Source organism: Pseudomonas sp. GM84 (assembly GCF_000282535.1).
Taxonomy (GTDB): Bacteria; Pseudomonadota; Gammaproteobacteria; order Pseudomonadales; family Pseudomonadaceae; genus Aquipseudomonas.
The window spans coordinates 1-25187 of the sequence record NZ_AKJC01000105.1; the positions used below are offsets into that span (position 1 = coordinate 1).

At 63.1% G+C, this 25187-nt stretch carries 15 protein-coding genes; 6 read left to right on the forward strand and 9 right to left on the reverse strand.

Features of this window, described 5'->3' with window-relative positions:
• Window positions 1-135 precede the first annotated feature (135 nt).
• Together hemE and PMI38_RS09380 are read left to right on the forward strand one after the other, a co-directional pair.
• On the forward strand, window positions 136-1200 hold the full coding sequence (hemE, locus tag PMI38_RS09375; protein ID WP_008093137.1) for a uroporphyrinogen decarboxylase: 1065 nt from the start codon (window positions 136-138) through the stop codon (window positions 1198-1200).
• 117 nt (window positions 1201-1317) lie between these two features.
• Window positions 1318-1665, forward strand: coding sequence for a YgiW/YdeI family stress tolerance OB fold protein (locus PMI38_RS09380; protein WP_008093139.1), 348 nt, complete (start codon window positions 1318-1320; stop codon window positions 1663-1665).
• 99 nt (window positions 1666-1764) lie between these two features.
• Here PMI38_RS09380 and PMI38_RS09385 read toward each other — a convergent pair whose 3' ends face one another.
• Window positions 1765-3009 (reverse strand): MFS transporter, encoded by a 1245-nt coding sequence (locus PMI38_RS09385; protein ID WP_008093141.1) that lies wholly within the window; start codon window positions 3007-3009, stop codon window positions 1765-1767.
• Window positions 3010-3117: 108 nt separating this feature from the next.
• On the opposite strand from PMI38_RS09385, the gene PMI38_RS09390 reads away from it, so the two are divergent.
• Window positions 3118-4017, forward strand: a complete 900-nt coding sequence (locus PMI38_RS09390) for a LysR family transcriptional regulator (protein WP_008093143.1) — start codon at window positions 3118-3120, stop codon at window positions 4015-4017.
• Here PMI38_RS09390 and PMI38_RS09395 read toward each other — a convergent pair.
• Window positions 4010-5557 carry an HAL/PAL/TAL family ammonia-lyase gene (locus tag PMI38_RS09395; RefSeq protein WP_008093145.1) on the reverse strand — a complete coding sequence of 516 codons (1548 nt, stop codon included), beginning with the start codon at window positions 5555-5557 and terminating at the stop codon, window positions 4010-4012. The genes PMI38_RS09390 and PMI38_RS09395 overlap by 8 nt on opposite strands.
• Before the next feature lie 133 nt (window positions 5558-5690).
• Here PMI38_RS09395 and PMI38_RS09400 point away from each other — a divergent pair, with 133 nt between their 5' ends.
• On the forward strand, window positions 5691-6464 hold the full coding sequence (locus tag PMI38_RS09400; RefSeq protein WP_008093147.1) for a ParA family protein: 774 nt from the start codon (window positions 5691-5693) through the stop codon (window positions 6462-6464).
• On the opposite strand, the gene trxC is transcribed toward PMI38_RS09400, so the two are convergent.
• The 7 genes from trxC to betI all read right to left on the reverse strand — a co-directional run bounded on the left by trxC (window position 6461) and on the right by betI (window position 17874).
• Window positions 6461-6895: a thioredoxin TrxC gene (gene trxC, locus PMI38_RS09405; protein WP_008093149.1), complete on the reverse strand. Its 435-nt coding sequence runs from the start codon at window positions 6893-6895 to the stop codon at window positions 6461-6463. The two genes, PMI38_RS09400 and trxC, sit on opposite strands and share 4 nt — an antisense overlap.
• A gap of 143 nt (window positions 6896-7038) precedes the next feature.
• Window positions 7039-8499, reverse strand: a complete 1461-nt coding sequence (gene selO / locus PMI38_RS09410) for a protein adenylyltransferase SelO (RefSeq protein WP_008093151.1) — start codon at window positions 8497-8499, stop codon at window positions 7039-7041.
• Between the two features lie 182 nt (window positions 8500-8681).
• Window positions 8682-11990: a mechanosensitive channel MscK gene (mscK, locus tag PMI38_RS09415; protein ID WP_008093153.1), complete on the reverse strand. Its 3309-nt coding sequence runs from the start codon at window positions 11988-11990 to the stop codon at window positions 8682-8684.
• Window positions 11991-12025: 35 nt separating this feature from the next.
• Window positions 12026-13768 carry a potassium/proton antiporter gene (locus PMI38_RS09420; RefSeq protein ID WP_008093155.1) on the reverse strand — a complete coding sequence of 581 codons (1743 nt, stop codon included), beginning with the start codon at window positions 13766-13768 and terminating at the stop codon, window positions 12026-12028.
• 164 nt (window positions 13769-13932) lie between these two features.
• A complete protein-coding gene (gene betA, locus PMI38_RS09425; protein WP_008093157.1) occupies window positions 13933-15630 on the reverse strand; it encodes a choline dehydrogenase in 1698 nt (565 codons plus the stop codon).
• A gap of 76 nt (window positions 15631-15706) precedes the next feature.
• Window positions 15707-17179 carry a betaine-aldehyde dehydrogenase gene (gene betB, locus PMI38_RS09430; RefSeq protein ID WP_008093158.1) on the reverse strand — a complete coding sequence of 491 codons (1473 nt, stop codon included), beginning with the start codon at window positions 17177-17179 and terminating at the stop codon, window positions 15707-15709.
• Between the two features lie 38 nt (window positions 17180-17217).
• Window positions 17218-17874, reverse strand: coding sequence for a transcriptional regulator BetI (gene betI, locus PMI38_RS09435; RefSeq protein WP_008093159.1), 657 nt, complete (start codon window positions 17872-17874; stop codon window positions 17218-17220).
• 535 nt (window positions 17875-18409) lie between these two features.
• On the opposite strand from betI, the gene PMI38_RS09440 reads away from it, so the two are divergent.
• Window positions 18410-20356, forward strand: a complete 1947-nt coding sequence (locus PMI38_RS09440) for a BCCT family transporter (protein ID WP_238540181.1) — start codon at window positions 18410-18412, stop codon at window positions 20354-20356.
• A gap of 123 nt (window positions 20357-20479) precedes the next feature.
• Window positions 20480-25162: a dermonecrotic toxin domain-containing protein gene (locus tag PMI38_RS09445; protein WP_008093161.1), complete on the forward strand. Its 4683-nt coding sequence runs from the start codon at window positions 20480-20482 to the stop codon at window positions 25160-25162.
• The last annotated feature ends 25 nt before the right edge of the window (window positions 25163-25187 follow it).

Consider the following 25187-nt stretch of genomic DNA (forward strand, 5'->3'; position numbering starts at 1 on the left):
TTGCCGGCGATGAGGCCGGTTTTGTATACAAAACTGCTTGATCCAACGCATCCAATAGACAAAACGCATGGTCTCAGCCGTGCCTTTTGTGCTGGCGTCTGAGAAAATGCCCGCACTTTTTTTCCGGATGCCGACATGACTGCCCTGAAGAACGATCGTTTCCTGCGTGCACTGCTCAAGCAACCCGTAGACGTCACCCCGGTGTGGATGATGCGCCAGGCTGGCCGCTATCTCCCGGAGTACCGCGCCAGCCGCGCCAAGGCCGGTGACTTCATGAGCCTGTGCATGAACCCGCAGTTCGCCTGCGAGGTCACCCTGCAGCCGCTGGACCGCTACCCGCTGGACGCGGCGATCCTGTTCTCGGACATCCTCACCATCCCAGATGCCATGGGCCTTGGCCTGTACTTCGAAACCGGCGAAGGCCCGCGTTTCAAGAAAGTCATCAGCACCCCGGCCGACATCGAAGCGCTGCCGATCCCTGACCCGCAGAAAGACCTGGGTTATGTGATGGATGCGGTCAGCACCATCCGCCGCGAACTCAATGGCCGTGTGCCGCTGATCGGTTTCTCCGGCAGCCCATGGACCCTGGCCACCTACATGGTCGAAGGCGGCTCGTCCAAGGACTTCCGCAAGACCAAGGCGATGGCCTACGACAACCCGCAAGCCCTGCACCTGCTGCTGGACAAGCTGGCCCAGTCGGTCACCAGCTACCTCAACGGCCAGATCCTCGCTGGCGCCCAGGCCGTGCAGATCTTCGACACCTGGGGCGGCAACCTGTCGGCGGCGGCCTACCAGGAATTCTCCCTGGCCTACATGCGCAAGATCGTCAGCGGCCTGATCCGCGAACACGAAGGCCGCAAGGTGCCGGTGATCCTGTTCACCAAGAACGGCGGCCTGTGGCTGGAAAGCATCGCCGAAGCCGGTGCCGACGCGCTGGGCCTGGACTGGACCTGCGAGATCGGCGATGCGCGCCGCCGTGTCGGCGACAAGGTGGCACTGCAAGGCAACATGGACCCGACGGTGCTGTACGCCAAGCCAGAAGCGATCCGCGCGGAAGTGGCGCGTATTCTTGCCAGCTACGGCAAGGGTACGGGCCACGTGTTCAACCTGGGGCATGGCATCACGCCGGAAGTCGACCCAGAGCATGCGGGCGTGTTCATCAACGCCGTGCACGAGCTGTCGGCGCAGTACCATCAGTGATCTGATGGCAGATACAGAAAACCCGGCCTGGCGCCGGGTTTTTTTATGGCATTAAGTTTCAATTCAGCGATCGTCGTTAATCTGGGCCCATCGAAACCGAAACAGGACCCGATCCCCATGAAAGCACGTTACCTCGCCCTGATCCTTGCCCCTCTCTTCAGCACCGCTGCCTTGGCCGCTGGTTATACCGGCCCGGGTGCCCAGTCGGTGACCAGTGTGGCTGCTGCCAATGATGCCGCCGATGACACGCCGGTAGTGCTGCAGGGCTTTGTGACCAAGAAGATCAACAACGACGACAAGTACGAGTTCAAGGACAACACCGGCACGATCACTGTTGAAATCGATGATGAGGACCTGCCGCCGACGCCGTTCAACGAGAAGACCAAGGTCAAGCTGACCGGCGAAGTGGAGAAGCACCTGATGAGCCGTGAAGTGGATGTGGATATTGTCGAGATCGTGAACTGATTCGAAGGCCCATTCGCGGGGCAAGCCCGCTCCCACAGGTACCCCACTGAGCCGAGGTCAGTGGAGTACCTGTGGGAGCGGGCTTGCCCCGCGAATGCTTCACACCGATTTGGGGGCTAGTTTGCTCAGGTACAACGCCACCATCAACGCCACCGCCAGCAAGCTGCCAATGAACAGCCCGATACCGTTCCACCCCCAGTGATGCCAGAACACCCCACCCGCCGTACCCGCCACGCTCGACCCCGCGTAGTAGCAGAACAGGTACAGCGACGAGGCCTGCCCCTTGGCCTTCAGCGCCCGCCGCCCAATCCAGCTGCTGGCCACCGAGTGCGCACCAAAGAAACCGAAGGTGAACACCAGCATGCCCAGGATTATCAGCACCAGAGGCGTTGCCAAGGTCATCAGCAACCCGCCCGCCATCACCACAATACTGGCCCAGAACACCTTGCGCCGGCCCAGCTTGTCGGCCAGGGCGCCGACCTGCGCCGAACTGTAGATACCCGACAGGTACACCACCGACAGCAAGCCGACCAGCGCCTGGTTCATGTGGTAGGGCCCCGCCAGCAGGCGGTAGCCGATGTAGTTGAACAGGGTGACGAAGGCGCCCATCAGCAGGAAGGCCTCGAGGAACAACCACGGCAGGCCGGCATCCTTGAAGTGCATGACGAAGCCATCCAGCAGCCTGCGGGGCTTGAGCGATTGCGCGCGGAAGTTGCGCGATTCCGGCAGCACCTTCCAGAACACCAGCGCCGCCACCAGGGCCAGGCCGCCGATGATCAGCATTGCCATGTGCCAGCTGACGAAGTCGATCAGCACCCCGGTGATCAGGCGGCCGCTCATGCCGCCGATGGCATTGCCGCCAATGTACAGGCCCATGGCCAGGCCGATGTGCTGTGGATGGATCTCCTCGCTCAGGTAGGTCATGGCCACGGCTGCCAGGCCGCTGAGCGACAGGCCGACCAGCGCCCGTGTCGCCAGTACCCATTCCCAGGTCGGCATGACCGCACTGACCATGGTCGACAAGGCCGCGCACAACAGGGCGAACACCATCACCGGCTTGCGCCCGATGCGATCGGAAATCGGCCCGGTAATCAGCAGCCCGAACGCCAGCATGGCAGTGGATACCGACAGCACCAGGCTGCTTTGCGCGGCATTGATCGCGTACTCCTGGGACAGCAACGGCATCATCGGCTGTACGCAGTACAACAGGGCAAAGGTGGCGAAGCCGCCGCTGAACAGGGCCAGCACGGTCTTCATGAAGGCAGGCGTGCCTTTTTCGATCCAGATGTCGTTCAGCGGGGCAGGTTCGGGGTCGGCGGGAAGGGGGGCTACAGCAGTTTTCACGGGCGGGTACCTCTGGTGCAATGAAAAAAGCTTATAGCTGGCTAATGATTAGATCCAATATATTGTTCGACCTGTTTAAGAGGTTTTGCGACCCAATCGGAGCTGATCATGGAACTGCGCCATTTGCGGTATTTCATCGCCGTTGCCGAAGAACTGCACTTTGGCCGCGCAGCCCAGCAACTGGGCATTTCCCAGCCACCCCTCAGTCAGCAGATCCAGGCGCTGGAGCAGGAGCTGGGGGCGCGGTTGTTCGAGCGTACCAATCGTCGGGTCGAACTGAGCGAGGCTGGCAGGTTGTTCCTCGACGAGGCACGGCAGGTGCTGGCGCAGGTGGAGAAAGCGGCCGATGTGGCTCGCCGGGCGCAGTTGGGGGAGCTGGGCGAGATGAAGATCGGCTTCACCGCATCGGCGCCGTTCACCTCGAAGATTCCCAAGGCGATCCATGCGTTTCGCCAGCGTTTTCCTGCCGTGCACCTGAGCCTCAAGGAAATGAGCAGCCGCGATGTGGCTGAGGGTGTGTTCGACGAGTCCATCGAAATCGGGCTGATGCGGCCAATGCCGCTGCCCGAAGGCCTGGTAGCCACCGAGCTGTTCCGCGAGCCCTTGGTGGCGGTGATCAATGCGTCGCATCCGCTGGCCACGAGTACCGAACAGGGCGTGCACATCGCCGCGCTGGCCCATGAGCCTTTTGTGTTCTTCCCGCGCAGCTATGGCAGTGGTTTGTACGCCCAGCTGCTGAGCCTGGCGCGGCAGGCCGGGTTCAGCCCGCACTTCACCCAGGAAGCGGGCGAGGCGATGACCATCATCGGGTTGGTGTCCGCAGGCCTTGGGGTGTCGGTATTGCCGGCTTCTTTCCAGCGCATGCGCATCGAGGGCGTGGTCTATCGGACCTTGCTCGACGAGGGCGCGACATCGGCCGTGTGGCTGGTACAACGTGAGCGCGGCAGCTCGGCGATGGCCAAGGCCTTCGCCGAGCTGGTCACCGACGCGACTTCCGCTATCAACTGAGGTACAGCGGCCAGTGCCGCTCGCCGATGCGGCGCAGGCACAGGCGCAACTCGCTTTCCAGGGCCCGGTCCTCGATCACCGGTGCGAAGTCTTCCAGCAAGGCTTCGTGCATCCGCGCCAGGGGCTGTGGCAAGGGCCGGCTGTCTACCTGTCGGCCACGCAGCCAGACGCCCTGGTTGGCTGCCAGCAAGGCGGCGGCAGCGACCTGCTCTGTCAGCTCCAGCACGCGCAGGGCATCCCGTGCGGCGATGGTGCCCATGCTCACCTTGTCCTGGTTGTGGCATTCGGTGGAGCGCGAGAACACGCTGGCGGGCATGGTCTGCTTGAGGGCTTCGGCGGTCCAGGCGCTGGCGCCGATCTGCACGGCCTTGAAGCCGTGGTTGAGCATGGCCCGCTCGGCTTCGGCACCCGACAGGTTGCTGGGCAGGCCGTGGTTGTAGCGCATGTCCACCAGCACGGCGAGCTGCCGGTCGAGCAGGTCGGCGACGTTGGCCACCAGGGTCTTCAGGCTGTCCATGGCAAACGCGATATGGCCGCCATAGAAATGCCCGCCGTGCAGCACGCGTTCGGCGTCGCCGTCGATGATCGGGTTGTCGTTGGCGCTGTTGAGCTCGGTTTCGATGAAGCTGCGCAGCCAGCCGAGGCTGTCGCCCAGCACGCCCAACACGTGGGGCGCGCAGCGCAGCGAATAACGGTCCTGCAGGCGGTGCAGCGCAGGCAGTGGGGCGTCGATGGCCAGGTCCTGGCGCAACCACGCGGCGACCTGCGCCTGGCCTGGGTGGGGTTTGGCGGCGAACAGGCGTTCGTCGAAGTGTTCCGGGTTGCCCTGCAGGCCGATGACATTCAGGGCGGTGATGCGGGTGGCCAGCTTGAGCAGGTAGTCGGCGCGGGCAAAGGCCAGGCAGGCCAGGCCGGTCATTACCGCGATACCGTTCATCAGTGCCAGCGCCTCCTTGGGGCGCAATACCAGTGGCTGCCAGCCCAGTTCACGGTGCACATCGGCACTGTGGCGGCGTGCGCCCTGGTACATCACTTCGCGCTCACCGGCCAGGGTGGCGGCGACGTAGGACAGCGGTGTCAGGTCGCCGCTGGCGCCCACCGAGCCTTCCTCGGGAATCAGCGGCAGGATGTCGTGGGCGAGAAAGTCGCGCAGGCGCTCCAGCAACAGCAGGCGTACTCCCGAAACGCCATGGCTCAGCGAGCGCAGCCGGGCGGCCAGCACCGCGCGTGTGGCCGCCGCGTCGAGATGACGACCCAGGCCGCAACCGTGGAAGGTGTACAAGTGACGCGGCAAGGCCTCGACATGCTCCATCGGCACGGCAACCACGCAGGAGTCGCCGTAGCCGGTGGTGACGCCATAGATCACGCCTTCCTTGTCCAGCAAGGTGTCGAGGAAGCGTGCGCCGCGGTCGATGTACTCGCGATACCCGGTGTCGTCCTGCAGGTGCGGCGTGGCGCGGCGTTCAGCCAGGGCCAGGACATCTTCGATCGCCAGTGGCGATTGGCCAAAGGTTACAGCCGGGTGCGGGGGCATCGTCATCGGTCTTCCCTGGTGCGTGGCGAAGGTTTTCGCGGGGCAGGGTAGCGTTGCCGTCAACGTCCGGCAAATGGCGCTGGCCATTGCCGCCGTGCCGCCACATACTCGGTCATTCGTTGATACACGGAGGTCTCTCATGCGGCGCGTGGTGTTCAATCAGAAAGGTGGCGTGGGCAAGTCGAGCATCGCTTGCAACCTGGCGGCGGTCAGCGCCAGCGAAGGCTATCGGACCTTGCTGATCGACCTGGATTCTCAGGCCAACTCGACTCAATACCTGACCGGGCTCACCGGCGAAGACATCCCCATGGGTATCGCCGATTTCTTCAAGCAGAGCCTGTCCAGCGGGCCGTTCAGCAAGAAGAACAAGGTCGATATCTACGAAACCCCGTTCGACAACCTGCATGTGGTCACCGCCACGGCGGAGCTGGCCGACCTGCAGCCCAAGCTTGAGGCCAAGCACAAGATCAACAAGCTGCGAAAATTGCTCGACGAGCTGGACGAGGATTACGAGCGGATCTACATCGACACGCCGCCGGCGTTGAATTTCTACGCGGTATCGGCACTGATCGCCGCCGATCGCGTACTGATTCCGTTCGACTGCGACAGCTTCTCGCGCCAGGCCCTGTATGGCCTGCTGGCTGAAATCGAAGAGCTCAAGGAAGACCACAACGAAGACCTGGTGGTCGAAGGCATCGTGGTCAACCAGTTCCAGTCCCGCGCGAGCCTGCCCCAGCAGATGCTCGACGAACTGCTGGCCGAAGGCTTGCCGGTGCTACCGGTGTACCTGGGCAGTTCGGTGAAGATGCGCGAGTCGCACCACGCCAGCCTGCCGCTGATCCACCTGGAGCCACGGCACAAGCTGACCCAGCAGTTCGTCGAGTTGCATTCCCTGCTTGAAGAGAACGCCTAGACCCCCTGACTACGCAGCCACTCCAGCAACGACTGGAGTGGAAACGCTCCGGCCTGGCGGCTGACTTCGCGGCCATTCTTGAACAGGATCAGGCTGGGAATCGAGCGGATGCCCAGTTGCCCGGCCAGGTTGCGGTTGGCTTCGCTGTCGAGCTTGGCCAGGCGGCAACGGCCTTTGAGCTGGCCGGCGGCCTGTTCGAAGGTGGGGGCGAAGGACTTGCACGGGCCGCACCAGTCGGCCCAGACGTCGACCAACAGCGGCAGGTCGCCTTTGATCTGGCTGGCGTAGCTGCTTTCGCTGAGGTCGAAGGGTTTGCCGAGCAGCACATCCTGTTTGCAGCGGCCACATTTCGGGGCATCGCCCAGGCGCGTGGCGGGCAGGCGGTTGAGGCCGTTGCAGTGGGGGCAGGGGATCAGTAGCGGGTCGGTCATGTCGTCTCCTTATTGGGGGGGAACGAAACCCCTGTGGGAGCGGGCTTGCCCCGCGAAGGGGCCGGCCCGAGCACCAGAGCTGTCTGGCACGGGCTACGCCCGTGTTCGCGGGACAAGCCCGCTCCCACAGGGTGAGGTGTGGATTATGAGGAGCAGCTGATTTCCAGATGCTTGCCCCACTCCGGCGGTCGCTCGGCATAGGCCTGCATCCCGGCTTGCTCCTCGAACGGCCGGCTCAGCACCTGATGCAGCCGACGCACTTCACTGTAATCCCCCGCTTCGGCCGCTTCGATGGCTTTCTGCGCCAGGTAGTTGCGCAGCACATACAGCGGGTTCACCGCCTGCATGCGCTCGCGCCGCCCCTCGGCGTTGCCGGCTTCGCGCTCGCAGCGGGCCAGGTAGTCCGCGCCCCAGGCGTCAAAGCCGGCAAGGTCGATGAAATCGTCGCGTACCACGGTGAGGGCTGCGGCCACGGGTTGATCGCCCAGCTTGCGGAAGAACAGGTTGTAGTCCACGCCGCCGCTCTGCATGCACTGCAGCAGGCGTTCGACCAGCGCCATGTCGTCGTCTTCGGCAGTGGCAAGGCCCAGGCGTCGGCGCATCAAGTCCAGGTAGTGCGCCTGGTAGAGCGGCAGGAACAACCCCAGCGCTTCTTTCAGCGGCTCGACCTCGATGACCGTGGTGAGTGACTGGGCCAGGGCGCTGAGGTTCCAGTGGCCGATCGGCACCTGGTTGGCGTAGCTGTAGCGGCCGCGATCATCGGAATGGTTGCAGATGAAGTTGGCATCGAAGTCGTCGAGGAACGCGTAGGGGCCGAAGTCGAAGGTGATGCCAAGGATCGACATGTTGTCGGTGTTCATCACCCCATGGCAGAACCCATAGGCCTGCCAACGGGCGATGAGTTCGGCATTGCGCTCGACGATGGTGCGGAACATGGCCAGGTAGGGCTGTTCGGCATCGCGGCATTCGGGATAGTGCTGCTCCAGCACGTAATCGATCAGCACCCGCTGCTGTTCAGGCTGCTTGGTGTAGTAGAAGTATTCGAAATGCCCGAAGCGCACGTGGCTCTGCGCCAGGCGCGTGAGCATGGCTGCGCTCTCGCGGGTTTCGCGCCATACCGGGGTGCTCGAACCGATCACGCACAGCGCCCGGCTGGTCGGGATGCCCAGCGCATGCAGGGCCTCGGAGGCGAGGAATTCGCGAATCGACGAGCGCAGCACGGCGCGCCCGTCTCCCATGCGCGAGTACGGGGTCTGGCCGGCACCCTTGAGGTGCAGGTCCCAGTGCTCGCCCGCGTCGGTGAGCACTTCGGCCAGCAGCAGGCCGCGACCATCGCCCAGGCGCGGGTTGTAGGCGCCGAACTGGTGGCCGGAATAGACCATCGCCCGTGGGTCGGCTTCTTCCCAGAGCTTCTGGCCGCTGAACAGCTCGGCGAAGATCGGCAGCTCGGCTTGCGCGGGGTCGAGGTCGAGCAGGGCCATGGCCGACTCGCTGGCTACCACCAGGCGAGGGTCTGCGATGGGGTCGGGCAGCACCTGGGTGGAGAACGCGTCGCCCAGGCGGGCGAAGCGGTTGTCGAAGCTGAGTTGGTCGAGGGCTTTCACGGGGCTGCTCCTGGGGATCGGTGCTTGGGGGCCGCGTTGCGGCCCTTCGCGGGGCAAGCCCGCTCCCACAGGAATCTCACAAGCCTTGAAGGCAGCTGCGAACGTGTGGGAGCGGGCTTGTCCCGCGAACGAGGGCGCAGCCCTCGCAGTGATTCTGCACAGAATAAAGTATTGGAGTGCACTCAGGCCGGTGCAGTGCCATCCGTTTTCGGCTGTTCCACCGGAATCAGCTGCTGCTTGCCGCCGGTGGCGTCCATCAGGAACACCTCGACCTGGCGCACCGAAATCTTGATGTCGTGCGCCTTGAACTCGCGGCTGATGTAGCGGTTGATCTCGTCCAGCGTCGGGTTGCGGTCGCCCAGGTCGCGCACGTGCATGCGCAGTTCGTGGTCCAGCGAGCTTTCGCCGAAGTTGAGGAAGTACACGATCGGCTCCGGGTCCTTGAGCACCCGTGGGTTTTCGTGGGCGCCCTTGAGCAGCAGATCGCGCACCAGGTCCAGGTCGGAGCCGTAGTCGATGCCCAGTTTCAGCGTCACCCGGGTGACCGTGTCGGTCAGCGACCAGTTGATCAGCTGGCCGGTGATGAAGGTCTTGTTGGGGACGATGATGTCCTTGCGGTCGAAGTCGGTGATGGTGGTGGCGCGGATGCGGATCTTGCTCACCGTACCCGACAGGTTGCCGATGGTGATGGTGTCGCCGATGCGCACCGGGCGTTCGAACAGGATCATGATGCCGGAGATGAAGTTGGCGAAGATCTCCTGCATGCCGAAGCCCAGGCCCACCGACAGCGCTGCCACCAGCCACTGCAGCTTGTCCCAGCTCACCCCGAGGGTCGACAGGGTGGTGACGATGCCGATGCCGACGATGATGTACGACAGCAACGTGGTGGTGGCATAGGCGCTGCCCTGGGCCAGGTTCAGGCGCGACAGCACCAGCACCTCCAGCAAGCCCGGCAGGTTGCGGGCCAGGGCGAAGGTGATGCCGACGATCACCAGCGCGCCGAGCAGGTCGCCGAGGCTGATCGGCACCATGCTGGCCGCGCTGCCGGTGCCGCTGGTGTATTCGTACAAGGTGAAGTTGTTGAGGTAGGCGAACACCGAGATCAGGTCCGCCCAGACCCAGTACAGGCCGGCAATGAAACCACCCAGCAGGGCAAGGCGGATCAGGCGCAGCGACTGCTGGTTGACCTGTTCGATATCCAGCGTCGGCTCTTCGGTGATGACCTCGCCATCCAGCCCTTCCTTGGCCGCCGCGCGCTTGCTCAGGGCGCGCTGATAGGCCAGGCGCCGCGCCGCCACCGACAGGCCGCGCACGAAGGCGGCCTCGATCACCAGCCAGAACAGCAGCAGGTACAGGGTGTAGATCAGCCGGTCGGTGAGCTTCAGCGCGGTGTAGTAGTAGCCGAAGCACACCGCCACGAACAAGGCGATCGGCAAGGCCGTGAAGGCCACCCCGACAGCGCGGCGGAACAGCGAGGTATCACGGTGAGCGGGGCTGCTCAGCAACAGGCGGCTGAGCAGCCAGGCCATCAGCGCATAGCAGGTCAGCACCACACCGATGCCCAGCACGTCGTCGGCCAGCGCCGAGGGCTGGTGCTCGGCCACCGCCACCACGCCAACCAAGGCCAGTACCACGGTGCCCAGCCGGCGTACCCAGCCCCGCAGGAACTCGACTTGCGGCTTGTGCCAGCGGAAGTGGATTTCCGCCACCCCGCCGGGGGCGAGGATGCGGTAGGCGGTATAGAACACCAGCCAGGCCTGGGCCAGCTGCCACAGCGCCGCGCCGAGGTTGGCGTTCTGCCCGCGGGCGTCGATCTGCAAGGCGTAGCTGCACAGGGCAAGGCCCAGGCTGACCGGCATCGCCAGCAGGATGTTGATGAGGATGGCCTGGGGCGTGTGCCACTGGCTGTCACGGCGGAAATGGCCGATGTCCTGGTGCACCTTGCTCAGCCGCTGGTACAGATACTTGCGCCGCCACAGCAGGGCGCCGATCACCAGCAGCAAGGGCAGGAACAGCAGCGGGCGCTGGCTCAGGCCGTCGGTCAGCTCCTTGAGGCCGGAGCCCCAGGGCAGGTCGGCGACCTGCTTGGCGAAGCGTTCCGGCACATAGCGCAGCCAGTCCCAGTCCAGCGGCTTGTTGCTGGGGATCCAGAACATCTGCTCGTCGAGGGTGGTGCGCAGGCCCTGGGCAGTGCCCAGCAGCTGCTTCTGATTGAGCTGCAGGGTGATCGATTCGTTGAGCAGTGCCGACAGCTCGCGGTTCAGGCGTTCGAGCAGGTCGCTGCGGGTAATGGCGACTTCCAGCAGGGCCTTGCGCAGCGCCGGGTTCACGTCTTCCTGCGGCTGGTTGGCCAGCAGCTTGTCGACGTAGGTCACCGGGCTGCTCATCTGCTCGCGCTGCTGATTGACCTCGAACTGGTACAGGCGGATGTCGGCGATCTGGTCGGCCAGGTCGCGGTCGAACTTCAGGTGCGGCAGGGCCTGCTTCTGCTTGTAGAGGATCTTCGACAGCAACAGGCTGCCCTTGAGCACGCTGATCTGTTCGTCCAGGGCCTGGTCGGCCTGGGTCAGGCTGTCGAGCTGCTGCTTGGTGCGCAGGTTTTGCTGGGTCAGTTCGTTGAGGCGGTCGGTACTCTTGAGCAGGTAGTCGGACAGCTTGAGGTTGGCCGCGCTCTCGCTGGCCAGCAGGGTGCTGCCACCGGCCTTCTGCGCCTCGATCGACTGCTGGGTGACGGTCTGCTGGGACTGGGCCAGGCGCTTCTCGTTGATCAGCGTCTGCAGGTCCTGGATTTCCTGCTCCAGCCGCGCGGCGCGGTCGATCAGCAGGTCGTGCTGGGCGTTGCCGAGGTCCTGCAGCACGCCGTTGCCGGCCAGCTCCTGGCGGCGCAGCAGGGTCAGGGCATTGAGCGAGGCCAGCTCGGCGGTGAGCTGGTTGCGCTGGTCGGCATTGATCGCCTTGCCGCCGTCCTTGCCGCTCTTGAGGATGTTGTTGATCTGCTGGCTGCGGGTCTGGTTGCTGCTGATCTCGGCCTGGGCACGCTCGGGGCGGGTTTGCGAGTTGATGATCAGGCTGTTGGCTTCCGACAGCGCTTTTTGCAGTTCACCTTGCAGCGTGTTGCGCTCGCTGAGCATCTGCTCCAGCTGCGGCACGCTGAGGTTGGCGTAGCGCTGGGCGACCGGTTGCGGCTTGCTGTCCTTGAGCTTGGCCAGCTCCTTCTGGCTGTCGCTGGTTTCTTTCGGTGCGTTGGCCAACTGTTGCTTGAGCGCAGCGAGCTTCTTCTCGCTGTCTTCTTTGCTGGCCAGCAGCGCAAGGGTTTGCTCCAGCACTTGCTGCAGGGCTTTCTGGTCGGCTTCGGGCAGTTTGCGCTCGGCGATCTTGTCGAGGCTGTTCTGGATGCTGGCAGTGGTCGGGGTTTCGGCCGCGGCAGCCGCGAACGAAAGGGACAGGCACAGCCCGAAGAGGGCTGTGCGAAGGTACACGCGCAGGGACATAGGCAGACTACTTGTGACTCGAGCGAAAACGGAGTTTAGAGGAACAATCCTGGTCCGGGTCGCGTTCCTTCGGGGAATCTGACGCCCACTTTCTGGATCTTGTTCCCGTCCATGGTCGCCACGGTCCAGATCGTGCCGTGCCATTCGACCTGGTCGCCTACTACTGGAGCGCCTCCGACCTTCTGTCGGATGAACTGCGCCAGCGGCATTTTCGCGTCCAGGCCGTCGAGTTTCAGGCCATAAAGCGCGGCCACCGCACCCAGTTCGGCATCGCCTTCGAGCACGAAGTCGCCGAAGAAGCGCAGGTCCAGGCCACGTTGCGGCGCCTGGCTGAACAGCTTGCCCAGGGCGGACAGGTTATGTTCGTGGCCGATCACGCAGAGCATGTCGCCGACCTCCAGTACGGTACTGCCCGATGGGTGCAGTAACTGCTCGCCCCGGAACAGGGCGGCGATGCGCGTGCCTTCGGGCATCTTCAGCTCGCGCAGGGCGGCGCCGATGCACCATTTTTCCGCGCCCAGGCGGTAGACGAACAGCTCCCACTCGCTGGTGACGTGCACTTCCAGCGCAGAGCGCGAGATCGGCGCCGGGTCCGGCGGTACCGTGACCTTCAGCAACTTGGCCATCCACGGCAGGCTGGTGCCCTGCACCAGCAGCGACACCAGCACGATGAAGAACGCCAGGTTGAAGAACAGCTGGGCATCCGGCAGCCCGGCCATCAGCGGGAACACCGCCAGAATGATCGGTACCGCGCCGCGCAGGCCGACCCAGGAAATGAAGCCCTTCTCGCGGCCATGGAAGGCCTTGAACGGCAGCAGCGCGGCGACCACCGACAGCGGTCGGGCAACCAGGATCATCCACAGCGCCAGGCCCAGCGCCGGCAGGGCGATCGGCAGCAGATCGTGGGGCGTGACCAGCAGCCCCAGCACCAGGAACATGCCGATCTGCGCCAGCCAGGCCATGCCGTCGAGCATGTGCAGGATGCCGTGGCGGCTGCGGATCGGTTTGTTGCCCAGCACCAGGCCGCACAGGTACACGGCGAGGAAGCCGCTGCCATGCAGGGCGTTGGTCAGCGAGAACACCACCAGGCCGCCGGCCACCACCAGGATCGGGTACAGGCCGCCGGCGAGGTTGATCCGGTTGACCAGTTGCAGCATCAACCAGCCGCCACCCAGGCCGAGCAGGCCGCCAATGCCGAATTCGCGCAACAGGTGGGTCAGCAGGCTCCAGTGCAGGCCGGTCTGGCCGCTGGCGATCATGTCGATCAGGGTAACGGTGAGGAATACCGCCATCGGGTCGTTGCTGCCCGACTCGATTTCCAGCGTGGCCGTGACCCGCTCGTTCAGGCCTTTGCCGCCGAGCAGCGAGAACACCGCCGCGGCGTCGGTGGAGCCGACGATGGCGCCGATCAGCAGGCCCTGGATCAGGCTCAGGTTGAACAGCCAGGCCGCGACCAGGCCGGTCAGGGCTGTGGTGATCATCACGCCGATGGTGGCCAGCGACAGGGCCGGCCATAACGCTACCCGAAAGCTCGCCACCCGCGTGCGCAGGCCGCCGTCGAGGAGGATCACCGCCAGTGCCAGGTTGCCCACCAGGTAGGCGGTCGGGTAGTTGTTGAAGATGATGCCGCCACCATCGACCCCGGCGACCATGCCGACCGCGAGGATGATGACCAGGATCGGGATGCCCAGGCGCGATGACAGCGAACTGACCAGGATGCTTGCGCCCACCAGCAATGCGCCGATCAGGAACAGGCTGTTGATGGTGCTGGCATCCAAAGGCAGGTACTCCGGTACATCGCGGGGGAAGGGACTTGCGAGAATGAACTAGCAGGTCGCGTGCCAATTGATTCTAACCTGATGAATTGGCAGGCTGTAAAGCGTTTCTGCAGATGTAGAAAAGGCACCACGGAGGGTGCCTTTTGTTGTGCCGCCGGCGCTGATCAGCCCTGCTTCACTTCACGCATCGGCTTGCCTTTCACCGGCGCACCGTTAGCCACGTAGTACTTGGCGGTGCTGCGCGGCAGCGACTTGCGGCCACGGATCTTGTCCGAGATTTTCTCGGCGATCATGATCGTGGTGGCGTTGAGGTTGCCGGTGATGATGATCGGCATGATCGACGCATCGACCACACGCAGGCCCTTCATGCCATGCACGCGGCCTTCGTTGTCGACCACCGCCATGTCGTCGGTGCCCATCTTGCACGAGCAGGACGGGTGGAAGGCGGTTTCGGCGTGCTCGCGGATGAACGTGTCCAGCTCTTCATCGGTCTGCACGTGCTCGCCCGGGCTGATCTCGCGACCACGGTACGGGTCCAGCGCCGGCTGGGCCATGATCTCGCGGGTCAGGCGGATGCCGTCGCGGAACTCCTGCCAGTCCTGCTCGGTTGCCATGTAGTTGAACAGGATGCTTGGGTGCTGGCGCGGGTCCTTGGACTTGGCCTGGATACGCCCACGGCTTGGCGAACGCATCGAGCCCATGTGCGCCTGGAAGCCGTGTTCCTTCACGCCGTTGGAGCCGTTGTAGTTAATGGCCACCGGCAGGAAGTGGTACTGAATGTTCGGCCATTCGAACTCGGGGCGAGTACGGATGAAACCGCCGGCCTCGAACTGGTTGCTGGCGCCGATGCCGGTACCTTTGAACATCCACTCGGCACCAATGGCCGGCTGGTTCCACCACAGCAGCGATGGGTACAGCGAAACCGGCTGGGTGCAGGCGTACTGCAGGTACAGTTCCAGGTGGTCCTGCAGGTTCTCGCCGACGCCTGGCAGGTCGTGGACCACCGGGATGTCGAGGCTTTCCAGCAGGGCACGTGGGCCAACACCGGAGCGCTGCAGCAGCTGCGGCGAAGCGATGGCGCCGGAGCTGACGATGACTTCCTTGCGGGCGCGGGCTTCGACGCGCTCTTCGCTGTCGCCGACCAGGTAGGTCACGCCAATGGCGCGCTTGCCGTCGAACAGCACGCGGTCGCTCAGGGCGTGGGTGACGATGGTCAGGTTCGGGCGCTTCTTGGACTGGTCCAGGTAGCCGCGTGCGGTGCTGGAGCGGCGACCTTGCTTGGTCACGGTGCGGTCCATCGGACCGAAGCCTTCCTGCTGGTAGCCGTTCAGGTCTTCAGTGCGCGGGTAACCGGCTTGCACGCCGGCTTCGACCATGGCGTGGAACAGCGGGTTGTTGCCGGCTTTTGGCGTGGTCACGCTGACCGGGCCTTCGCCACCGTGGTAGTCGTTCGGGCCGATGTCGCGGGTTTCCGCCTTGCGGAAGTACGGCAGGCAGTCCAGGTACGCCCAGTCTTCCAGGCCTGGCAGTTTTGCCCAGCCGTCGAAGTCCATGGCGTTACCACGGATGTAGCACATGCCGTTGATCAGCGAAGAACCGCCCAGGCCCTTGCCACGGCCACATTCCATGCGGCGGCCGTCCATGTGCGGCTCCGGGTCGGTCTCGTAGGCCCAGTTGTAGCGGCGGCCCTGCAGCGGGAAGGCCAGGGCGGCTGGCATCTGGGTGCGGAAGTCGAAGCGGTAGTCAGGGCCGCCAGCTTCCAGCAGCAGCACGGTGACGCCGGCGTCTTCGGTCAGGCGGGTGGCCAGGGTGTTACCGGCGGAGCCTGCTCCGACGATGATGTAATCGAATTCTTGGGACATGTGAGTACCCTCGTTTGGCGGTGATCAGGGAGCGAAAACGCCCGTGCGCGGTGGCACGGGCGTGGCTAGACAGGGTTTAGAAAACCGAGTTGTAGCCGCCCAGCTCGACCTGGACCGACTTGATGCGAGTGTATTGAGCCAGCGAGCTGACGCCGTTCTCACGGCCGACGCCCGACTGCTTGTAGCCACCGACCGGCATTTCGGCCGGCGATTCACCCCAGGCGTTGATCCAGCAGATGCCGGCTTCGAGCTTGTGGATGATGCGGTGGGCACGGGTGATGTCGTTGGTGCACACGCCCGCGGCCAGGCCGTATTCGGTGTCGTTGGCGCGGCGGATCACTTCTTCTTCGGTTTCGTAGGAGAGGATGCTCATGACCGGGCCGAAGATCTCTTCCTTGACGATGGTCATGTCGTCGGTGCAATCGGTGAACACGGTCGGGGCCACGAAGGCGCCCTTGGCGAAGTCACCTGCGGTCAGACGCTCGCCACCGCACAGCACGCGGGCACCTTCTTCTTTACCCTTGGCGATGTAGCCCAGCACGTTTTCCATGTGTGGGAAGCTGACCAGCGGGCCGAAGTTGGTGTTCTCGTCTTCTGGGTTGCCTACACGGATGCGGGCTACGCGCTCGGCGATCTTGGCTTCGAAGGCGGCTTTCATCTCGGTAGGGATGAATACGCGGGTGCCGTTGGTGCAGACCTGACCGGAGCTGTAGAAGTTGGCCATCATGGCGATGTCGGCGGCCTTGTCCAGGTCGGCGTCGGCGCAGATGATCAGTGGCGACTTGCCGCCCAGTTCCATGGTCACTTCCTTCAGCGAGGAGCTGGAGGCGCTGGCCATGACTTTCTTGCCGGTGGTGGTGCCGCCGGTGAAGGAAACCTTTTCGATGCGCGGGTGCTCGGTCAGCCAGGTGCCGACTTCGCGGCCGCTGCCGGTCAGGACGTTGAACACGCCGTCCGGCAGGCCGGCTTCGGTGTAGATCTCGGCCAGTTTCAGGGTGGTCAGCGAGGTGACTTCCGACGGCTTGAAGATCATCGCGTTGCCAGCGGCCAGGGCCGGGGCGGATTTCCACAGGGCGATCTGGATCGGGTAGTTCCAGGCGCCGATACCGACGGTCACGCCCAGCGGCTCGCGGCGGGTGTAGACGAAGGAGCTTTCACGCAGCGGGATCTGCTCGCCTTCGATGGCCGGTACCAGGCCTGCGTAGTATTCCAGCACGTCGGCGCCGGTGACGATGTCGACGTAGCGGGTTTCCGAGTACGACTTGCCGGTGTCCAGGGTTTCCAGCATGGCCAGCTCGTCGTTGCGCTCACGCAGGATGTCGACGGCGCGACGCAGGATGCGCGAACGCTGCATGGCAGTCATCGCTGCCCAGACTTTCTGGCCGCGCTCGGCGCTTTCGACGGCTTTTTCGACATCGGCCTGAGTGGCACGTTGCACGTGGGCGAGGACTTCGCCGGTAGCCGGGTTGATGGCTTCGAAGGTGGCATCGGTGCCAGCGTCGACGTAACCGCCATCAATGTAGAGTTTTTGCGTTCCGAAACGGGCCATAGTGTCCTCGCAAGTGCAGTGTGTGATTGGCTTTCGCGTCACGCCCCTGCCGTGTTGGCAAGCGCCGTGCGCGTTGATTCAGCGGCCTGGTCGTCTGTTGCCAGGGTGTGCTGTTTAGCCAGTTGTAGATCCATGTATTCGTAAGCAATCCGTATCGCCTGATCGGTGTCGAATGCATCACCCGACAGCGCTCCACGCAACCATAAGCCGTCGATCAGGGCTGCCAGGCCGCGGGCTGCCTTGCGTGCATGGTAGAGCGGCAAGACGCGGCGGAACTGGCAGCACAGGTTGGAGTACAGGCGGTGGTCGTTGATCCGCTGCAACCTGTGCAAATCGGGCTGGTGCATGCTGGAAGCCCAGAAGGCCAACCAGGTTTTCATTGCCGGGCCGTTCACCTGGCTGGCATCGAAGTTGCCCTCGATGATCACTTTCAGGTGGGCTCGCGGGCTGTCATCGGTCAGTGCCTGACGACGCGCCCTCACGCCCTCGTTGAGCATGCTCATGATGTAACCCATCGTCGCTGCGATCAGGCCGTTCTTGTCCCGAAAGTAGTGACTGATGATGCCGTTCGACACGCCGGCCAAACGGGCAATCAGCGCAATGCTGGCGTCCCCCAGTCCGACCTGATCGACCGCTTGCAGCGTGGCTTCGATCAATTGCTGGCGGCGGATGGGTTGCATACCGACCTTGGGCATCTTGCTATCTCCTCAGGCCTGCGAGCAGACGACGGGCGGCTGACTCGGCGAAGGCCAGTCTATTTTGTTTTGATTGAACGTTCAATCAATAAAGAATAAGCTCTGCGACAATTTGTGCCATTGACAGTTTTTCAGGCTGTTTCGAAGGCACGAACTGACACCCCAGGAAATCGTGTAACCCCCGGAATACAAGGCGTTGACGGGCTAGTGCGAAGCAAGATGCAGATTCTGCCCAGCGGTCATGGACCCTGCGGCGGGCCCTTGGAGCGGGCGGGGTGCTCTGTGACGAATGCGCGCACCTCATGCGAGGCGTGGCATTTTTTTGCAGGCCACCTGTCTGTTTTTTTGCAACGTATCGATTCGGGATCACGGTTTCCAGGGTGCTTTTATAACACCTGTAGCAGTGGGGCTATTGCACCAATTGCTCGGGAAAAGACTGATTAGCCTCCAAAGCCGTACTGCCCGGAGCATTCGTGCAATGAGTTCTGCCTCCCTTACCAAGCCCCCCGCCGAGAGGGTACGGGTCAACCGCGTCGTGTTCTTCACCTCCGCGCTGATGATCCTTGTTCTGACTGCCTTGCTGATCGCTGTACCCGAAACCGCTGGCCAAGTGCTGGGCGTGGCCCAGAAGTGGCTGACGCGCACTTTCGGCTGGTACTACATGCTGGTGATCTGCGGTTACCTGGTGTTCGTCGTCTACCTGGCTTTCTCCGACTACGGCAAGCTCAAGCTTGGCGGCAAGGACGACCAGCCCGACTTCAGCTACGGCGCCTGGGCCGGCATGCTGTTCTCTTCCGGTATCGGTATTTCGCTGCTCTACTTCGGCGCCTCCGAACCACTGGACCACTACTTCAACCCCCCGGAAGGCACCCCAGCCAGCCTCGAGGCCGCGCGCCAGGGCTTGCAGCTGACCTTCCTGCACTGGGGCCTGCATGGCTGGGCGATCTACGCCCTGGTCGGCCTGGCCGTGGGTTACTTCGCCTACCGCCACAACCAGCCGCTGGCCCTGCGCTCGGCGCTGTACCCGTTGGTCGGTGAGCGCTGGGTCAAGGGCGCCGCTGGCAATGCCGTGGACATCTTCGGCATGTTCGTCACCCTGCTGGGCCTGGTGACCAACCTGGGTATCGGCTCGATGCAGGTGTCTTCGGGCCTGGAATACCTGTTCGGCATGGACCACAGCAAGACCAACCTGCTGGTGGTGATCCTGGTCATGGCCGGCGTGGCCACCGTGGCTGCGGTGTCGGGTGTGGAGAACGGTATCCGCCGCCTGTCCAACCTGAACATCATGCTGTTCAGCGGCCTGCTGATCTTCGTCCTGCTGGGCGGCGAAACCCTGCACCTGCTCAACGGCTTCGTGCAGAACGTCGGTGACTACCTCAACGGCATCGTGCTGAAGACCTTCGACCTCTACGTCTACGAGGGCGAAGCCGGCAAGTCCGAGCGCTGGCTGGGCCTGTGGACCGTGTTCTACTGGGCCTGGTGGATTTCCTGGGGCCCGTTCGTCGGCATGTTCATTGCCCGTATTTCCAAGGGCCGCACCGTGCGCCAGCTGGTCAGCGGCGTGCTGCTGATCCCGCTGGGCTTCACCCTGGCCTGGCTGTCGATCTTCGGCAACACCGCGCTGGACCTGGTGATCAACCAGGGCGCCGTGGAACTCGGCAAGACCGCGCTGGAACAGCCGTCGATGTCGATCTACCAGCTGCTGGAATACTTCCCGGCCGCCAAGATCGTGATCGGAGTGGCGGTGTTCGTCGGCTTCGTGCTGTTCCTCACCCCGGCCGACTCCGGCGCGGTGATGATGGCCAACCTGTCGTGCAAAGGCGGCAAGGTCGACGAAGACGCCCCGCACTGGATGGTGGTGTTCTGGTCGGTGATCATCACCCTGGTCACCATCGGCCTGCTGTTTGCCGGTAACTTCGAAGCCATGCAGACCATGGTGGTGCTGGCCGGCCTGCCGTTCTCGGTGGTCCTGGTGCTGTTCATGTTCGGTCTGTACAAGGCCATGAAGCAGGACGTGGCGGTAGAGGGCGAGCGCGCCGAGCTGGCCGCCCGTGGCCGTCGAGGCTTCAGCGAGCGCCTGGGCCAGCTGGAGCTGCAGCCGACCCAAGCGGTGGTGCAGCGGTTCATGGACAAGCACGTCAGCCCGGCGCTGAAAGAAGCTGCCGCGCAGTTGCAGACCCTGGGCTTCGAGGTGGAATCCCGTGTCGGCCAGTCGCGCAACATGATGGGCCTGCGGGTGATGATGGATGAGGGCAACCCGTTCGTCTACGAAGTGAGCCTGGACGGCTACATGGCCGCGCCGAGCGAAGCGCCGGTCGAGGGCGAGCCGGAGGTGCGCCAGCGCTTCTATCGCGCCGAGGTGTACCTGCACGATGGCAGCCAGGAATACGACCTGATGGGCTTTGCGCCTGAGCAGATCGTGCGTGATGTGCTCGATCAGTTCGAGAGCCACCGGCAGTTGCTGGGTCGCGTCTACAGCTGAGCTGCACGACGGTGACAGAAAAGGGTCCCGCCGCAATGGCGGGGCCTTTGTTGATGTAGATACCCCCTTGTCTGCGTGGGTGCTGAACATCCTTGTGAATTACCCTCACCAGGAGCCCCTCGCATGCCTTCTCAGCAAATCCCCAGCACGGACCTGCCAACGGCTGTCCGCGCGATGTTCGCCAACCGCCCGACGCTGCGTCAGGTCGCCGGCGAACAACTCATGACGATCATGCTCGCGCGCTATCCATTGATCGCCGTTCACCGGCCAACCCTGAAATCGGCGGAGCCCTTGTTCCTCATGCGGCCGCAGCCAGACGGGGGGTGGACCTCGAAGCCGCTGGTGGATGTGCTGCTGCAAGCCCTGCTCGATGCTACGTTGCTGGACTTCTCCGGCGTCGAGGGCCTCGACTGCCATTTCAGCCTGGAGCCGCCACATCGTTTCTTCGCCATCGAGTCCAGCTTCGATACGGCCGATGGCGATCTCATCCGCGCGCAAGCGCTGGAAGCAGGTTTCAACGCATTGCTGCCGCGCCTGCACGAGCACTTCTGCACTGCGCAGATCCACTACTGGAACGGTGACCGTGCCGAGATCGACCGTGGCCTGTGGCTGCAGCAGATGCTGCGGTTGAGTCTGTTCAATGGGCTACGCAATGAAGCGCTGGACGCCGACCAGCGTGGCTGCCTTCACGACCTGCTGCTGGGCAGGACGCGCGGTTTTACCGTTCAGGCCGTACGTATTCGACTGCAGGCAGCAGGCAGCCGGTACAGTAAAATCCTGCCGAACTTGCTGGTCACTGCCAGCAGCGAAGTGCGCAGGCTGATGCTCTGGTGCTCGCCCGCGGGAGAGGTGCGCTGCTTCGATTCGATGGAGGCATTCGCGATTGCCTTGCAAGCTCGGATGAGCGTGCTTTACCGCTTCGAAGGCCTGAGCTGGGAGTTGCTCGACGGTGAGCATGATGCGTTTGCCCTGCAGGTGGCATTGCTGCTGGAAACCTTGCTGCAGCGTCTGGCGCGGGTGCGGCGCAGCCTTGCCCGGAGCGTCGATGAGCTCGAAGAGATGTACGCGCAGGCGTGCGAGCCGTCGCATTTCTTTGCCCCGCGCCGCGAACCGGCCAGCATTGCAGCCACGTTGAAGCTGCCGGGAGGCCTCAGGCGGGCGGGGAAGGATGACCAGACCGCCTATGCCCAGGTCGTGCTCGACCTTGCCGTGCTGCAGTCCGCCTCTGGAGGAGATTATTCCCTGGAGGGCGTCGAAGACCTGCACAGCTACACGAAGCGACGGCTGCGTGAAGAAATGCTCGCCGACCATCCGCTCGATGCCAATTATTTCTCCGATGACCTGTTGCTGACGGTGGATACCTTTGCCGACGACGGTCACGGGCTGGGTTTCGGTCAGCAGATAGGCAGCAAGACCATTACCCTTGCCGAGCTGGCCGTCGGCCGCCTGGATGCTACGCACGCCGGGGTGGTCACGGCGATAAGGCATCGGCAAGGCCAGCTGATCATGGGTTGGATGACCGTTGACTACCTTCGCGAGCTGGTCGGTAGGGTCGATATCGGCGGTACGTATCCGCTCTACGTCAATGCTCAGCTGGACAATGTCGACACCCGCGAGCAACGGTTTGCCAGGTTTGCCGAACAATGGCGGCTCACGCTGCACTTCGATGCTGTGCGGGCAAGAGTCATCAAGGCCATCGACGTTTCTGCCTACCGGGTACTTGAGCAATTCTGCCGCCAAGGCAAGGCGAGAGTCAGAATGGCGCCACTGGCGTTCAAGCGGTCGCCCACTTCGCAGGTGATCGACCAGGTACACGGCATGTACGTGATCGAACTCAGCGAGCCTTCCGTGCTGCTTCTCTACTGCCCGTTGTACCCCCATAACGCGTTAGCGCAGTTCGTTGACGCCCAAGCCCTGATGGCGGCCATTAGCGAACCCGGTGCGTTGCAGGAGGCTGTGCTGATGTGGTTGGAGCAGCCCCAGCGGGCGATTTATGACAATGGCGGCTTCAGGGAACCCCATTTGCTGCACTGGCAATTCGATCCGTTCGACCCTCTGGAAAAACCTGCGCCCGCACAGTTGGTGAAACAGTTTCACGGGCAGGATCTGGATAGATACATGTTCGAAGCCCGGCGCAAGCTCATGATCGAGGTCGCCGATCGCAGTGCGATGAGCAACAGTGAGCAGCGCTGGGCAGTGATCAAGGCTTTTTCCTGGCAGTTGCTGAACGCGATCTTGCCCGTGCTACCGGGGCCGGTTGCCGCCGTTGCCTGGCTCTACGCCGGAATACAAGGCTTGGTGGATGATGTCGAAGCGTTAGCGAGCAATGATACGTCGACGGTGACCGAAGCCGTCGTCGATCTTCTCAACAACACCCTCATGGCCCTGATTCACCTGCAGTTGCCAACCCCGCAGCCGGGAGGGGCATATCCTGTGACACCGCTCCGCCGGCAGGGCGAGTTGGCCCTCGGTGACGGCCTGAGTCTTCTCCCTGGCGCACAGCCTGCACCAGGTGATGCCGTGTCGATAAGCACCCTGCAAGTGGGCGTGGATACCGTATTGGACTTTTCCTGGCACGGCGCTGGCGGCGTCAATGGCCTGTCCCCGACGCAGCGCGGCCGGTTGCGCCAGCTGGTGGCCGATGTTTCGGTAGTGGGGCGGCGCCCCGAACAAATGGGCGCTGCTACTGGGCTCTACAGGCTGAGCGAGCGCTATTACGTCCTGCTTGGGTATGACGTCTATGAGGTGCTGCTTGATCATGGGGCATGGATCGTTGGTCCCGACAAGACCGTTGGCCCTGCGCTCATCAGTGACAATGGCACTTGGCGGATCAGCACCGGCTTGCTCGGTGGTTCTGGGAGGAGCCCTGCCCAGGCTCGGGTTCGTCAGAAGCTGGAGGCGCGGATCAAGCACAGTCTCGATGAAGTTGAACAGCACCTGGTTGCAGCGGGGCTTGGGACTTCGAAGTACCAGACGCTTGGTGCGGAAATCGAGGCCTTGCAAGTCAGGCTGGACAAGCTCGACCTTGAGTTGCAGCAACCACCACCCGTTGACCCTGAAAAGCGTGAGCAGTATCAGCGGCTTCACGACCTGTATTCGCAAAAGCAGCAGGAGGTGAGTTCGCAGAAGCGACTCAAGAGAGTCGAGCGAATAGAAACGGTGGCCCTGCTCCATGGAGCCTATCTGGGCGCTGAAGCAGGCATGATTGCCTTGTTCGACAACCCCAGCTTCGTGCGCGGTACCGCATCAGCAGCAAGTGCACGGCAGACACTGGTAGAGGTACGTCAGAACCTTATCGGATATGGGATGTTCACCATCGATGAGGTATTGGAGATCAGCGATCTGGGCGGCTACCAGGCTCTGGTGGATGAACTGAATTCTTCACCGGAAAACAAGAGGGCCGAACTGTACAGGCGCTATGTCCACATGCTCGAAGGCATCGTTACGGATCAGCCGCTGATCATCGAGGCCTCCAGCCAACTCGACCGCCTGCTCGCGATCACCGATGCCAGTCTGAAAATTCCTTATGGCGCCGAGCCGATGTCGGTAGAGCAAATCATCGCCAAGCGTCAATCTTCCACTGTCGCCATTCGTTTCTTCCAGGCGATGAACCTGGCTGAGATCGCGCTGCAGCTTCGAAAAAGATCCCAAAGACGTTTGCGTACTTTCCGTCAGACATTGGCCAGTGCGCGCTTGCGCGTGGCAGCCAACACTCATCACCTGTCCTTGTATTGCGATTTGCCACTGGGCGAACGCATCGAAATCCTGCAATCGGCCTGGGATGAGTATGTGGCGGCCATTCTCAACAGCGAACGCTTGAAGGGTCTGGGGGACAAACTGATCGATTCCCAGCGTCTCGAAGCCTACAAGCAACAGATGATAGAACTCAAAGCCATGGCCGCGGACGCCTTGATCGAGGCTGTGCGGGAGCAAGCGTCGGGCCAGGCCATGGCCCCCCGGCGTGCCGTGTACCCACGTAAGGCGCTCCAGGTGGCGCATACGCGTGACGGGCAGATCGTCATTGGCAGCGAAACGATCATTGATGGAAATGCGGTTTTGCAGGTGCAGGCCGCATTCAGCAGCGAAGTCAGCCATTCCTTCCACCGCCAGGGCAGTGTCTGGGTCGAAGATGCCCAGGCCGGAGAGTCGGAGCCCGAGGTGCTCGATGCACCTTCCGCGATAGACGAACAGGTCGGCGTCTTCGTCGAAGGGTTGCTCGCCGACAATGATCAGGTCATGGAGCGTGCCGCTCGCATGGTAGAAGAGGATGCCGACGACCAGGGATTGATTGACCTGCTCGATGGCCATATCCGCAATTTGAGTGGCCTTGCCGATCAGTTGCCCGCTGGCAAGGAGGCCGAGGCGCTGTTACAGCGCCTGCGCAGTGCGATCATCCGCCTGCGTGAGGAAAAGATACGGCTACTGACCGCTCTCTATGCCAACACGCGTTATCCGAAGGCCCGAGGCTTGGCTTTCCTGCATGAACATGACCTTGTCAGCGTTGAGTATGTGGGGCCCCGGCGCAAGGATGCCGACGGTTATCTCGATGAGTACCGAATCAGCCTCAAGGCTTCGCAGGGGAAAAAAGCCAAGCCGTTGTGGGCCGCGCACTTTCACTTTGCCGATGCGCAAGCTTCCCCGACGGCGTTCGGCAAGGGCCATTTGAAGCTTTGGGGGCAGAGGCTGCAAGGCTACAAAGATCAGATGGTCGCGGCAAAGGCCGGTCAGGTGCTCAGGATCTACCGCGGTGGCCTGACCTATGCGCAGGCCAAGGACATCATTCCCTTCCATGACTTCGGTCGATGATGCCGTAACTGTTTAACACCGGGGA